10 protein-coding genes are annotated in these 14,206 nt (G+C 42.3%); 1 reads left to right on the forward strand and 9 read right to left on the reverse strand.

What is annotated here, in order from left to right; translation table 11 throughout:
• Window positions 1-6: 6 nt before the first annotated feature.
• The 8 genes from BUB08_RS10390 to BUB08_RS10425 all read right to left on the reverse strand — a co-directional run bounded on the left by BUB08_RS10390 (window position 7) and on the right by BUB08_RS10425 (window position 12,061).
• Window positions 7-519: a YkgJ family cysteine cluster protein gene (locus BUB08_RS10390; RefSeq protein WP_073001432.1), complete on the reverse strand. Its 513-nt coding sequence runs from the start codon at window positions 517-519 to the stop codon at window positions 7-9.
• Window positions 519-1,442, reverse strand: a complete 924-nt coding sequence (locus BUB08_RS10395) for a DMT family transporter (protein ID WP_073001434.1) — start codon at window positions 1,440-1,442, stop codon at window positions 519-521. Before BUB08_RS10395 ends, BUB08_RS10390 begins: the two co-directional genes overlap by 1 nt.
• Window positions 1,443-1,655: 213 nt before the next feature.
• Window positions 1,656-2,516, reverse strand: coding sequence for a sigma-70 family RNA polymerase sigma factor (locus BUB08_RS10400; RefSeq protein ID WP_073001436.1), 861 nt, complete (start codon window positions 2,514-2,516; stop codon window positions 1,656-1,658).
• 114 nt (window positions 2,517-2,630) lie between these two features.
• Window positions 2,631-4,067, reverse strand: coding sequence for a Do family serine endopeptidase (locus tag BUB08_RS10405; RefSeq protein ID WP_073001438.1), 1,437 nt, complete (start codon window positions 4,065-4,067; stop codon window positions 2,631-2,633).
• A gap of 178 nt (window positions 4,068-4,245) precedes the next feature.
• Entirely contained in the window at window positions 4,246-4,827 is a 582-nt protein-coding gene (locus tag BUB08_RS10410) for an LOG family protein (RefSeq protein ID WP_073001441.1), read from the reverse strand.
• A 70-nt stretch (window positions 4,828-4,897) separates the two neighbouring features.
• Window positions 4,898-6,868 carry a DNA topoisomerase (ATP-hydrolyzing) subunit B gene (gyrB, locus tag BUB08_RS10415; protein ID WP_073001443.1) on the reverse strand — a complete coding sequence of 657 codons (1,971 nt, stop codon included), beginning with the start codon at window positions 6,866-6,868 and terminating at the stop codon, window positions 4,898-4,900.
• Window positions 6,869-7,156: 288 nt separating this feature from the next.
• A complete protein-coding gene (locus BUB08_RS10420; protein WP_073001445.1) occupies window positions 7,157-8,983 on the reverse strand; it encodes a TonB-dependent receptor in 1,827 nt (608 codons plus the stop codon).
• A 6-nt stretch (window positions 8,984-8,989) separates the two neighbouring features.
• The gene (locus tag BUB08_RS10425; protein WP_083570697.1) at window positions 8,990-12,061 is read right to left on the reverse strand and encodes a tetratricopeptide repeat protein; all 3,072 of its coding nucleotides are present in this window, start codon (window positions 12,059-12,061) and stop codon (window positions 8,990-8,992) included.
• 216 nt (window positions 12,062-12,277) lie between these two features.
• Between BUB08_RS10425 and BUB08_RS10430 the strand changes: the two genes are divergently transcribed.
• Window positions 12,278-12,994, forward strand: coding sequence for a cell division ATP-binding protein FtsE (locus tag BUB08_RS10430; protein WP_073001449.1), 717 nt, complete (start codon window positions 12,278-12,280; stop codon window positions 12,992-12,994).
• A 4-nt stretch (window positions 12,995-12,998) separates the two neighbouring features.
• On the opposite strand, the gene BUB08_RS10435 is transcribed toward BUB08_RS10430, so the two are convergent.
• The gene (locus tag BUB08_RS10435; protein ID WP_073001451.1) at window positions 12,999-14,117 is read right to left on the reverse strand and encodes a glycosyltransferase; all 1,119 of its coding nucleotides are present in this window, start codon (window positions 14,115-14,117) and stop codon (window positions 12,999-13,001) included.
• Window positions 14,118-14,206: the final 89 nt, after the last annotated feature.

Here is a 14,206-nt window from a genome sequence, read left to right on the forward strand (position 1 = left end):
ATATTTTTAGAGAAGGTTTTGATTTCCATTTTTCAACTCGTCAAAAACCTCGTAAACCACCGGACAGGTTTCACAATTCTTATGCGATAAATTCAAAATCTGAACAAAACGCTTTCTGTCGGTGTGCGGGTATTCGCGACAAGCCCTGGGACGGCTTTCGTATACCATACAGTAATTATCCGGCATCAGAAACGGGCACGGGTGCTCTTTAAAAACAAAATCGTTGTCTTCGTCAACCTGAACATATTGCTCATGAAACGCTGAAGGTTTCATTTTTAAATGTCTGGCAAGCCGTTCAATGTCTTTATCTGTTAACCTCGGTCCAATTGTTTTGCAACAGTTTGCGCAATCGAGACAACTAAACGAATCGAAAGCTTCGTAGTGCAATGTATGAACTACATCGTCCAGAGTCTTAGGCTTTTTCTTTTTCAGTTTTTTTAGGAATGCCGCTGTTTCCTGCCTGTTTTTGTCAGTGTGCAGCTTTAATTCGTCCGGCGATTTGTATTTAATTTTCCTCATTACGAAATGGTATGAACCTCGACAACTTTTTGCCTGGATGATTTCCTTTTTCGAGCCTGAGCCAGAAACAAACCGGCAATTACCACCAAAATACCAAGTATTTTCTGAAACCCAAGTTCTTCTTTCAATACGAAAAAAGAGAGAACAGCCACAAAAACGGGAATTAGGTTAACAAAAGTATTAGAACGATTTACCCCAATTTTCCGGATACTCTGGGTGAAAAAGACAAATGCCAGCGTTGACGCAAAAACGGCAAGTAAAATAATTGCCCGAAACGCCTGGGGATGAAAAGGAGTTAAAACGAAATCTTTTAAATCGACAACCAGCCAAACGGGCAAAAACAAAACAACTCCAATCAGATTTTGGTAGGCAATAATGGTAAGCGAATTGTAACGCATTACAACGTGTCGCAATACAATTGAATATGATATTGCAGCAAACACCGCAACGAATTCCAGCCCAATACCCAACGGCGATGCATTGAAACCGAAAGATTCATCCAACACCACCAGCGCGACTCCTAAAAACGAAAACAAGAAGCCCACAGCATTTTTCCAGGTTACTTTTTCGCGAAAAAAGTACCATGCGGCAATTGGCGATAAAAGCGGAATGGTGCCAACTATTACAGAAGCTTCTGTTGACGAGATATAGGTAAGGCCGTAGCTTTCTCCCAAAAAATACAAAAACGGTTCGAAAAAAGCCATCAGCACAAACAACCGAAGATCTTTTTTGGTAGGCTTTTGCAAACGTTTCAGCAACCATGCAATTAACCAAATCAATCCGGCAGAAATTATCAGCCGGAACAAAACAATGGTAACGGGTTTATAAGCCAAAAAGGCGATTTTAAACCACACGAAGGAAAAGCCCCAAAAAAAGGCCGCTCCAAGTGCTGTGAAGTAGGCTAATAATTCTTTATTTTTCATTTTTGATTTGCAGCATGCAAAAATAGTTTTTTTACTTGTTTTTACATTATGTTTTGAGTTAACAGCAAAAAGCTCTTTTGGTTAAAATTTCCAAGTAGGCTGCCCCATTTGCTTTCTACAAAAAGGAATCTTTTAGAAAATCCTCCCGATTAGCAAAACAAGAAAAGGCTGCCCCACATTGGAACAGCCTTTTCAATATATATTTCTAGGGAATTATCCTAAATATGTTTTAAGGAGCTTGCTTCTTGAAGTATGCCTTAATCTGCGAATAGCCTTTTCTTTAATCTGACGCACGCGTTCACGTGTCAGACCGAAACGTTCGCCAATTTCTTCGAGCGTCATTTCCTGGCAGCCAATCCCGAAAAACAAACGAATAATGTCGGCTTCTCGTTCGGTTAATGTTGCCAACGCCCGGTGAATTTCGCGGGCAAGTGACTCCTGAATAAGTGAACGGTCAGCATTCGGTGAATCGTTGTTTACCAAAACGTCCAGCAAACTGTTGTCTTCGCCGTCAACAAAAGGTGCATCAACAGAAACGTGCCTTCCGGAAACCCTCAGCGTGTCGGCAACCTTATCGGCCGGCAACTCCAAAGAATCGGCCAACTCTTCGGGAGAAGGTTTTCTTTCGTGTTCCTGTTCAAATTTTGAATAAGCTTTATTTATTTTATTCAACGAACCAACCTGGTTAAGTGGCAAACGAACAATTCTGGATTGTTCTGCCAAAGCCTGCAAAATGGATTGCCGAATCCACCATACAGCATAAGAAATAAACTTAAATCCTCGTGTTTCGTCAAATTTTTCAGCGGCCTTAATAAGACCAAGGTTTCCTTCGTTAATTAAGTCAGGAAGGCTAAGACCCTGGTTCTGATATTGTTTTGCAACCGACACAACAAACCTCAAATTTGCTCTTGTCAGTTTCTCCAAAGCAGCCTGGTCTCCCTTTTTTATACGCTGAGCCAATTCAACTTCTTCCTCCACTGTAATAAGCTCCTCTTTTCCAATCTCTTGCAAATACTTATCCAGCGAAGCGCTTTCACGATTCGTGATTGACTTTGTGATCTTTAGTTGTCTCATAAACTCTCCTTAAAAAAACGTGCAAATATAGAACATTAATTATTAGCGAAAAAGAAGCAGACTACTCAGGAAAAGACTCTTAATAGTTTGTTAAAGGTGTTGTTTCTTCTGTAGTTAATCAACACCAAAAACAAAATAAGCCAGTTCCCCGTTTGGATAAATTCCTTCAACCAAAATTCCTCCCCTCGCATTTCCAATTTCTCTTTTAAAATCACTTACCTCATAAATGGGTTTTTTGTTCACATGTGTTATGATGAATCCTTTGCTTAATCCTGCATCTTTAAGCTTACCCTTCTTTAAATCAGTTATTTTTATTCCGTACTCAATGTCCAAATCTCTTCTTTCATTGTTACCTATCGCTTCAAAGCTGGCACCCAAAATGGTCGTATTATCACGCACAATTTGTGTATCACCGTGTTTATTACGTAAGGTTACCGAAAATTGTTTCCTGTCGCCCTTTCTTTTCACAACAATTTTTATGTCGTCGCCCGGACGGAAGCGGCTGACTTTCTCCTGGAGTTCTGCCGAAGAGTTGACAGGATCGCCGGCGATGCTCATAATTACGTCGCCTTCCTTCATCCCGGCTTCCTTTGCGGCACCATTATCAGAAACAGCAGCCACGTAAACACCTTCCACTTTATCCAGCCCTTTTTCCTGAGCAAGGGCGCCGTTTACATCAACAATACTAACTCCCAGTAATGCGCGCTGAACTTCGCCAAATTCCTTCAAGTCTTCCACTACTTTTTTTACAATAGAAACAGGAACTGCAAAAGAGTAACCTGCATACGATCCGGTTCTGGAAGCAATAGCAGTGTTTATCCCCACTAAATTACCCTGCTGATTAACCAAAGCTCCGCCGCTGTTTCCAGGATTAACGGCAGCATCAGTCTGAATAAATGATTCGATTGAATACTGGTCGGAGTTAATTCCGAGGTTTCTGGCCCTGGCACTAACAATACCTGCGGTTACTGTTGAAGTCAGATTAAACGGATTTCCCACAGCGAGAACCCACTCTCCAAGTTTCAGTGCATCTGAATTTCCATACGTCAGAAAAGGCAGTTCGTCGGCATCAATTTTAAGCAGCGCCAGGTCAGTGGAAGGATCGGTGCCAACCAACCTTGCATCGTATTCCTGCTTATTATTTAATATCACTTTTATCTCCTGCGCACGTTCAATAACGTGGTTATTGGTTACAATATATCCATCTTCGGAAAGAATAACACCAGACCCAAAACCTGTTGCAATTTGAGGCTGTTGCGGGCGAATACCAAAAAATTCATCGAAAAAAGGATTTCCGCTTGACCATCCTCCTCCACGCATCGAACGCGTTGCAATATGCACAACTGCATGCACCGAATTTTCGGCAGCAAACGTTAAATCGGGAAGTTGCTGTTGGCTGTTTGCAGGCAAATTAACGAAACTCATCGGGCGTTGCTCCGAAACAGTAATTACCTGTGTTTTGTTAAAAAACGAACTGTAAATCCATACAGCCAAAAAGGCACCGGCCAAAACCAGCAGAAACGTAAGCGTGTATTTCTTTGTATTTTTCATGGTTCAAAAATTAAAAAATTAAAGTGCTGAATATAACGCAAATAATTTGCCAGTGTGTTTTATTGACACATCCAACTCTTTTCATTTTGCATAAATTAACAACCAAAAGTCCATTTTGTTAAAAAGTTAAAAAACCTTCAGTAGAAAAACTGAAACATTGTCAGTATTGCAGTGCAGATTACTTATTTGGCACCTCAAACCATTTTGAATCCAACTCAACCGGCCGATATTCTGCAATAAATTTCATCGCCTCTTCTGCATCTTTTGCCGAGAAGTAAAGTTCCCTATAAACTTCTTTTGCAAATTTCTCGGAAAACGACAATTCAAACTGTTTAAACAGGTATCTGAAAAACCCATTTGTATTGACAAAAACAATAGGTTTGCTATGATACGAGAGCTGACGAAGCGTCAACACTTCCAAAATTTCTTCCAGTGTTCCGAAACCTCCGGGCAATGCAATAAACGCATCAGAAATTTCGCGCATCTTTGCTTTTCGCTCCTTCATATCCCGGGTTTCAACAACCTCGTGCAGATTATCTGATGCAAGCGAACGCTGCACAAACCGTTCGGGAATTACGCCAATTGTTTTCGCACCGGCTTCTGATGCTGCAACAGTAACTGCCTCCATCAACCCGACATTTGCTCCACCATTCACCAGAGTATGGCCTTTTTCGCCAATCAGTTTCCCCAACTTTTTGGCTTCATCAAAATAAACCGGCGAAATTGCATTGCTTGAAGAAGAAAAAACACAGATATTCATTCTTTTTAAAAATTGAAAATCCGGGCTGTTACCCGGATTTTTATTGTACGTATGTAACTAATAAATACAGTTAAGCATCAATATTTGCATAAGTTGCATTGTCCTCAATAAACTTACGCCTTGGCGGTACATCGTCGCCCATCAGCATTGAGAATACATGATCGGCTTCTGCAGCATTTTCAATGGTAACCTGGCGGAGCGTACGCTTTTCCGGATTCATGGTTGTTTCCCACAACTGTTCTGCATTCATTTCACCCAAACCTTTGTACCGCTGCGTGTGCATATTACTTTCCACACCATCGGCCCACTCATCAATCACCTGCCGACGCTGTTGTTCTGTCCACGCATAGGTTTCTTTTTTACCTTTTTTAAGCAAATAAAGCGGCGGAGTTGCAATGTACAAATATCCGGCTTTAATAAGATCCTGCATGTACCTAAAGAAGAATGTCATAATCAGCGTTGCAATGTGGCTTCCATCCACATCGGCATCGGTCATGATAATGATTTTATGATAACGCAGTTTCTCGAGGTTAATAGCTTTCGCATCCTCTTCTGTTCCAATTGTAACTCCTAAAGCGGTGAAAATATTTTTGATTTCTTCGCTTTCGAAGGTTTTATGCTGCATGGCTTTTTCCACATTCAGGATTTTACCCCTCAACGGAAGAATTGCCTGATGACGTCTGTCTCGCCCCTGTTTTGCAGTACCACCGGCAGAATCGCCCTCAACCAGGAAAACCTCGGTAAGTACAGGGTCTTTTTCTGAACAGTCGCTCAACTTACCTGGCAAACCGCCACCCGACAACGCACTTTTACGCTGAACCATTTCACGGGCTTTACGGGCTGCATGACGCGCCTGCGCTGCCAGAATAACTTTGTTGACAATGGTTTTGGCAGATTTCGGATTTTCTTCCAGGTAAATAGAAAGCGCTTCGCTGGTTGCCTGATCCACAGACAAGCTCACGTCCGAGTTCCCCAGTTTTGTTTTTGTCTGTCCCTCAAACTGAGGTTCAGCAACCTTCACTGAAATAACAACAGTCAGCCCTTCGCGGAAATCGTCTCCGCTTATATCAAATTTCAGCTTAGAAAGCATTCCCGAATTTTCAGCGTAATTTTTCAGTGTACGGGTTAATCCGCGACGAAAACCGGTAAGGTGAGTTCCACCTTCGATGGTATTGATATTGTTAACGTAAGAATGGATATTTTCGGAAAACGTGGTATTGTATTGCATTGCAATTTCCACGGGAACATTATTCTTTTCGGTAACAATATGAATAACGTCGGGAGTAAGTTTTACCCGGGTATTATCCAGGTATTCAACAAACTCTTTCAACCCTTCTTTAGAGAAAAAAGTTTCTGACTTAAACTGCCCGTCTTCTTCCTGCTGGCGTTCGTCTGTGATGCTAAGACTAATTCCGGCATTCAAAAACGCGAGTTCGCGAAGCCGTGCCGCAAGTGTTTCGTACTTATAAACAGTTGTATGAAAAATCGTATCGTCGGGTTTAAAAGTAATAATCGTTCCGGTAACATCAGTTTCGCCTACTACTTTTACATTTCCCTGCGGTTTCCCGATGGAATATTCCTGCTCCCACACTTTCCCGTCACGAAGCACTTCGGCCTTCAAATAAGTAGAAAGTGCGTTAACACACGATACACCAACCCCGTGCAAACCACCTGAAACCTTGTACGAATCTTTATTAAATTTTCCACCGGCATGAAGCACAGTCATTACTACTTCCAGCGCCGATTTATTTTCCTTTTCATGCTTTTCCGTAGGGATACCACGGCCGTTATCTTTTACTGTAATCGAGTTGTCTTCATGAATAACAACATCTATTTGGTCACAATATCCGGCCAGAGCTTCGTCAATAGAATTGTCCACGACCTCGTAAACCAGGTGATGCAACCCTCTTTCATTGGTATCACCAATATACATCGAAGGCCTTTTCCGTACTGCTTCAAGCCCCTCCAGCACCTGAATACTTTGTGCAGAATAGTTTCCATTCCCTTCAGAATGATTCACTTTATTTTCCATCTCACTCATATTTCTCCTAAATTTTCTTTCTGCCTGAATTTAAATTAGTTTTTGCTTGTTTCGGGAAGAAAACGACACTTTCAAATAAACCCTAAACAACCTAATAAACAGACACTTATTCAATTATTCTGTTCTTCTCTGAAGTGTCGCGCAAATATAGCAAAATTAACCGAAGGCACGGGAGTTTTTAAGGGTTTTTAAGACCTTTTTTTCAACAAGTTATAAAACGAAAAAACCGGGCAAAAACCTTCTTCTGAAGCTCTCTTGCCCGATTCTTTCAGCGCTGTTTAAACAGAGCTAAAATGCATAACTTATTCCACCCAAAACATTAAAACTTTGAACCGGATATCCCAACCACCGCTGGTACTTCTGGAAGCCAAAATTATTCAATTGGGCAAACACCGAAAATTGGTTGCTTATTTTGTAATTGGCGTTAAAATTTAAATCGAAAACAGTGGAAAGATTATACGATTCCATTTGCAGCGTTTCATCGGGGGGCAACTCGTTATTGGCCAGGGGTCGCTTATCGTCTCCCGGAATTCCCATTATAAGCGCCTTCCGCTGCCCGGTAAAAAACAGGTCGGACGAAAGGCTCAACTGATCGGAAACCTGGTAAGCCAGCGAAAATTTGGCATCCCAATCCGGCATATTCCACGCCTCATCCATTGTTTCCATTTTATAGACATAATAATTAGCAGAAAGCAATAAATTCATTTTATTGAACGCTGCATGAAAAATTTCGAGGTTGAACTTCAGACGATCGAGATTATCATACAAAATATCAAAATCGTTATCGACGACCGAGGTAGCCAAATCCGTTTCAGAAAAATTTCCGTGCCTAAAAAGATAATACAACGGCTGATCTTTTATTATCGAATAATCGACCGACAGTTTAAAATTTGTTCTTCGAGAAAATTTACCGTCGAAGCCGCCGAAAAACCGAATCCTTTCGAACGTATTTTTCACCAGATGTTCCGGATCGACAAACGGATTTTCGTAAGCTATTTTTGAATAGTTATTTTGTGTAAGGTTCCCGTCAATTCCTGCAAAAATCCGGATTATCTCCTCTGCCGGAACCAGGTTCGCCCTGATATTTGGCGCTACCCTCAACATCATATCTGAACTACTGTTTGAAACAATCCAGGCATTTGCTCCCAACTGTACGTTAGCAATATCACCCCCTATAAAATACGAAGGCTTCAAAGTAATCCAGGTTTGCGAATTTTTGCCGGGCGTAATCTGATTTCGCCCAAATGTTGTCATATATTGATCTGAAATTTCGGTTGCCTGGGTATATGAAATACCGGCCTCAAGAAACCCGGTTCCTTTATCAAGCGGTTTTCTCATTTTGGTCATAAATTCGCCAAAGTGTTCACGCTGCCCGGTTTTTGTTCCGAAATAGTGATACAAAAAGTCGAAATCAAATTTGAAATCGTTATTCCCTACTGTCGCATTTTCAAGCCCGATATTAAAACTCCCTTTGGTAAAAGTTTGCCTGCTGCCCAGGTAATTCAACTCCTGGTCGTCTTGCTTCAGTTGCTCGGGAATCGGCACAACCGGATATCCATAGTAATTAAATCCGTTATGTTTAAATCCCAGATTAACCGACAGCACCGAACTGCGGTACATGTGCTTCAAAAACATTTCTGCCTGGTTATCCGAAAACGGAGCATCAACCCTGTCTCCTCCTTCGAGGTTCAGCTTTCCGTGCGACGACAAATGCTTTCCGTGCAAACCGAACAACGTATTTTTTGTTCTCTGGTTATTAAAGAAAAGCTCAGCATACGGTTTGTTGTAATTTCCAACCCCGGCACGAACCAGCCCCAGCCCGCTGTCCTCTTCTTCTGACGACTCAAACGTGGCCGCCTTTAATGTGTTTACTGAAAACGTATTGTAAATAGGCTGACTGAAAATACTGTAATTAAAACTTGGTTTTTCGTGCTCGGCATCCTCAATGCGAGGCATACCGCTAATTTTATTGGCATCGGAGATGGTCGGTTTATAAGCCTTCACAACTTCCACCTCCTGGGTAAGCGTTGTGTCGCGCTGCGCCACGGCTACACCAGACGAAGCTGCCAAAACTATCAGTAAAATATATTTTGATGTTTTCAATATCCTGTTCATGTCTTTCTAATTTTCGTTGATTTTTAACTGAAAAGAACTGTCTTTGGCATTCTGTTGCTCCATTTGCTCCCGGGCTTCAATTTCAGCCAGTTTTTTCGCGGCTGCATCTTTTACGCCATCGTTGTCAGCGCCGTAATTTTCCACCACGCTTCGCAATGTATGTTTTGCCTGAAAATCGTCACCTCTGTCGAGGTAAATATCAGACAGCAGCAAAAATGCTTTCCCCAACCAGAACTGAAACGGCGTTCCTTTTGAAATGAAATCCATTATTTCATCTTCGGCCTGCTTTTTCTGATTTTGCTTGTACAGAATTTCTGAAACAAGAAATTTAGCTTCAGCACCCTGCTCCAGTTTTGTGTCGGCAGCCACTAATTTTAACGACTCGAGCGCGCCATTCTGATTTCCGGAAAGGTAGTTTGATTTTCCCAAAACAAAGTTTGCTTCCCGAACCCAGGCGTCGTTCGCCACATCAGATTTTTTCACTTTATCGGCGGCCACAATGGCATCGTTATATCTGTTCAACTGAAAGTTGCACCTCATCTGCCCGGTGTGCGCTTTCAATTGATTCCACTTACTGCCTGCCACACGTTCCAAGCGGTTAAAAAATTCAAGTGCTTCTTCGTAATTACCTGCATTAAAAGTCAATTCCGAAGCCCTTGACAAAGCCTGTTCGCTAAAAATATTATTGGGCTGGCGGGCAACAAATGTGTAATGCTCATTTGCCTGAGAAAAACTGCCTTCTTTATAAAGCAATTCGGCCAGATAAAAATTAGCGTTGGTAGCAAAACTCCCATTAGGAAACTGCTGCAAATAGTGCTGCAACTGCCCCGATGCTTGCGCTTCTCCCGACATATAAAGTCTTTCGGCTGCCATGTACGTCAACGAGTCCTGCTCCGAAGCGGTAACATTTACGCCACCACCCAAAGAACGGGTGTATGCAAAATAACCATCCACGTTGTTCATTTCCACATAGCTGTTCTTTATGCCCAACAGTGCGCCCTGAGCTTCGGGAGTTCCCGAGAAATTTTCAGCAACCCGCTTGTAGTATGTGAGTGCCTGAGAGAAATCTCCACTGTTGTAATTTATCAATCCCAACTGAAGCAGTGCCCGCGAGAAATAAGTACTTTCTGTGTGGTTATCCACAATTTGGCGGTAATTGCGGGTAGCTTCCGAATACTGCCCGAGCCTTTCGTAAGCACGCCCCAATTCATATAGCGCATCATCCAGATAATCCGATTCGGGAAAGTCTCTCTGCAACCGCTGCATCGAATTAATTTTACCCTGCTGATCGTGTTGCAGGCCCTGGCAAAATGCCATTTGGTAAAGCGCATAATCAGCATCAAAAGTTTTCATATCAAACGCCTTTTGATAATTCTGACGGGCAAGCGAATATTCGGCATTGGAGAAATAATAATCGCCCAAACGGTTGTACGCATCAGCCAGCTTTTCTGAGCTCTGCCCCTGCGAAGCGCTTATGTAATTCCGAAAATGAGACGATGCCCGGCTGTAATCATCCTGCTTAAAATAAGCGTAGGCGAGGTTATATTCTGCATCTTTATATTCAGGCAAAGAAAAAGCGCCTGCTGTACGCAAAAACTGCGAATAGTTTTCTGCAGAACTCTGATACTCACCCACCCTGTACAACGCTTCAGCTTTCCAATAAAGTGCGCGGGCATTCAGTTCACGGTCGTAACTTCCATTCTGAATTGACAAATTAAAATGATCTATTGCCTGATTGTACGACAAGTTGTTAAACAACTCCAGTCCCCGGTAAAACGTTACCCGCTGGTAAGCCCTTAAAATTTCCGGCGTTTTAACCTGAATTTTGTCGATAGAACTAATGGCATCGCGATAATTGCGGGTTACCATAAACACCTCGGTTAAATAACGGTAAGCTTCTGAATTTCGTTCGGAATTCGGGTATAGCGAAATATAACGATCGAATGCTTTGATGGTTTCATTAAACGGAGAATAAGAAAGCTCGTAAGTAAGCTTGGCAAAACTAAACAGGGCATCCTCTTTTATTTTCTCATTAAAATCGAATTCCGACGCGGCCTGAAAAGCCACGCGGGCTTTCTCTTTTTCGCCTGTTTTTATGTAACTGTCGGCCAAATGGTAGTAGGCATTCTGAGCCATTTCGTCGCTTCCTTTCGACGCATTTTCCAATAGCGGAACTGCTTTTTCAAATTGTCCTGTAGTGTAGTAGCAATAACCAAGCAGGTAATTGTCTTCCCTTGTTTTCGGCCCCGACGACTGATAATACGTTTCGAGAAAAGGAATTGCTTTATCGTACTCCCGAAGATGGAAATAGGAATCGCCCACAATTTTTGACAATTCGCTTTTGTGCTCTTCCTCCACGTCATCGATAATAGGCACCGTGTAATTTACCACTTCGTTGTATCGCTGCTGTTTGTAATAAATATGACTAACATACAACGGGATAACGCGAGAATAAGCAGGATCGCTTTCGAGCTGCCGGAATCCGTCGAGCGCCGACTGGTAGTTTTCCTGCAAATACATTATATGTGCCCAATAGTAAGTGCCAGGCCGGCTATAAAAACTAGTTCCGTCTTTAATCTCTGTAAACTCCAGCAAAGCGTTGTCGGTATTTCCTTCCATTAAATTTGAATACCCGCTCTGATATTTCAGTTTCACCAGTTCATCGTTACTGAGTAACGAGCGATCGACGCTGGAATAGGTTCGCAGCACCGCACCATAACGTTTCCGTTCGAACTGATAATCGCCTAAATTTACATAAGCATTATTTATGTACGGACTTTCCGGATAATCTTCGATATACTTTTCGAGCATTTTATACCCGGCATTATGCCCAGCTTTGGTTGCAGACACGGCCTTAAAATAAAGCGCTTCTGAATAAAGCTCTGAATCGTTATCGACCTGTTTCTGCACTTTTTCAAACTGCCGGTAAGCTGCATTGTACTTTCCCTGTTGATAAAGCTCGCGAGCCATCTGCACATCCTCGCTTACATTCCCGTAAAACTCCGTTTGCTGAGACGAGGCCGAGTAAGACAAAAATAAACAAATGGCAAAAATGAATAAATTTCGTATTTCTTTCATGTTTCAGTTGTTTCGTTTTTTAAGGCTGTATTCTCCTTTTCATTTTCTATGCAAAGATAAGCCGGATTAATTGATCAAAGATTCTAAAATAGGTATTCTGCCCTTTCAACATAACTTAAATTTGTTCCATTTCTTAACATGAAACTGTTTATTTCTTTTCTTTATTATACAAACAGGTAAAAAAATAAGCATATATTCGGGGCGAATTCAGATAAAATGGAAGGGAAAAAGGTAATCGAACTTATTGACGCTGACATCTATCAGCGAGACGCACTAATACTTTCGGACGTTAATCTGGAAGTAAACGAGGGCGAATTTGTTTACATTACCGGGAAAGTGGGCACCGGAAAGTCGAGCCTGATAAAAGTGCTAAACGCCGAACTTCCGCTACAAAAAGGCACCGGCGAAATTGCAGGGTTCAACCTGAAAAACATCAAACACAAAGAAGTTTCGTTACTACGTCGTAAGCTGGGCGTTGTTTTCCAGGATTTCAGACTGCTGCCCGACCGGAATGTTTTCCAGAACCTTGAGTTTGTGCTAAAGGCCACCGGATGGAAAAACAAAACAGAAATTCAGGAACGCATTGACCAGGTGTTAAGGCAGGTAGGCATGACCGAAAAAAAGCAAAAAATGCCACACCAGCTCAGTGGCGGCGAGCAGCAACGCGTGGTAATTGCCCGGGCGATTTTAAACAACCCGCCAATTATTCTTGCTGACGAACCCACCGGAAACCTCGACCCGGAAACCTCTTCTGAAATAATGAACCTGTTTCGGGATTTGAACAACGACGGGAAAACTATTATGATGGCGACCCACGATTTTGCGGCCATTGCAAATAAACCGGCACGAACGCTGGTTTGTGCTCACGGACTAATTTCCGACTCGCTGAAACAAAATGTTATTCTCGATTTTGAAAGCCTGCTCGGTTTCTGACCAACTATGCAAAAGGTTGAAAAATCCCTTTTAAAACTTCTGCTTCATTTTCCCAGGTAAGTTCGGATGACGCCGTCTCCAGATTCTTCTTCCAAACGGCACGTTTTGACTGGTCGGTTAACATTTCCGAAAACAGCTTTGCAAGCTTTGGGGATTCGAGCGTTGGAGCTACTTCTCCAATTTTGTATTGATTGACAATTGCAGCCATCTCGGGCAAATTGGTAACCAGAACCGGCACTTTGGCCTGAATGTAATCAAACAATTTATTGGGCAATGCAAAGCGGTAATTCAAGCCGATGTCTTCTTCAATCGAAATGCCCAAATCGGCAGTTGATGTTAACTTGGCCAAATCGGCAATGGGTAACCGTCCCAAAAACTGCACTTTACTTTGAAGTCCTTCTTCCCGGGTTAACTCTTCCAATTCGTTTCGAATATCGCCATCCCCGGCAATCACCAGTTTTGCGCTATCAACAAAATGCATTGCCAAAATCGCCTGTTTCAGCCCGCGCCCTACATTTACCGCGCCCTGATACAAGATTGTCTTTTCGCCTGTTTCAGAATCTGCCTTTTTTCCCGTGGGAACAGGCTGAGAAAAAGGAACATTTCGAACTACCCGAAAGCGAACCCCGTATTTTTCGGTATAAATGCTGGCAATGGAATTACAAACCGTATAAGCATTTTTCAGCGACGGGACCATTTTCTGCTCCATCCGCTCCCATATTTTTCTCACGCGCGGCCGTTCCTGTAATTCAGGCACCTCGGTAAAAAACTCGTGGCTGTCGTAAACCATAGGTTTCCTTTTCAATTTCGAAATAAAAAAATTTGCAGGCAACGTATCCAGGTCGTTCGCCAACAGTAAATCAAACTTTGAGAACAGCAGCAAACAAAAAAGCCGAATGTTAAAGCAGGCGTAAAATAACGGCCCTTTCGTAAAAAGAAGGTTTAATCGTTTAACAGAATACAACCGTTCCGAAAGCGGAAGACTTGTGGGCAGTTTCCGTCCAACAAGCAACACTTCAAAACCCATATTAGTTAATGTTAAGCAGGTTTTATGCACCCGGTTATCGGAAACCAAATCGCTGGTAACCGAAGCAATAATGCGCTTTTTGACTTCAGAATTCAATCCGCTGTTTTTTTTAATGAACTGTAAAAATCGGAAAAAATTTCATCTCCCGAAAACTAAAAAGCACGTGCTCCGCAGAATTTGTCGTC

Origin of the sequence: Mariniphaga anaerophila, from assembly GCF_900129025.1 — a bacterium.
Classification (GTDB): domain Bacteria; phylum Bacteroidota; class Bacteroidia; order Bacteroidales; family Prolixibacteraceae; genus Mariniphaga; species Mariniphaga anaerophila.

What these genes read in the sequence shown, in the direction of transcription:
- BUB08_RS10390 (WP_073001432.1), bottom strand. Translation starts at nt 519, where the DNA reads ATGAGGAAAATTAAATACAAATCGCCGGACGAATTAAAGCTGCACACT.
- BUB08_RS10395 (WP_073001434.1), bottom strand. Translation starts at nt 1,442, where the DNA reads ATGAAAAATAAAGAATTATTAGCCTACTTCACAGCACTTGGAGCGGCC.
- BUB08_RS10400 (WP_073001436.1), bottom strand. Translation starts at nt 2,516, where the DNA reads ATGAGACAACTAAAGATCACAAAGTCAATCACGAATCGTGAAAGCGCT.
- BUB08_RS10405 (WP_073001438.1), bottom strand. Translation starts at nt 4,067, where the DNA reads ATGAAAAATACAAAGAAATACACGCTTACGTTTCTGCTGGTTTTGGCC.
- BUB08_RS10410 (WP_073001441.1), bottom strand. Translation starts at nt 4,827, where the DNA reads ATGAATATCTGTGTTTTTTCTTCTTCAAGCAATGCAATTTCGCCGGTT.
- gyrB (WP_073001443.1), bottom strand. Translation starts at nt 6,868, where the DNA reads ATGAGTGAGATGGAAAATAAAGTGAATCATTCTGAAGGGAATGGAAAC.
- BUB08_RS10420 (WP_073001445.1), bottom strand. Translation starts at nt 8,983, where the DNA reads ATGAACAGGATATTGAAAACATCAAAATATATTTTACTGATAGTTTTG.
- BUB08_RS10425 (WP_083570697.1), bottom strand. Translation starts at nt 12,061, where the DNA reads ATGAAAGAAATACGAAATTTATTCATTTTTGCCATTTGTTTATTTTTG.
- BUB08_RS10430 (WP_073001449.1), top strand. Translation starts at nt 12,278, where the DNA reads ATGGAAGGGAAAAAGGTAATCGAACTTATTGACGCTGACATCTATCAG.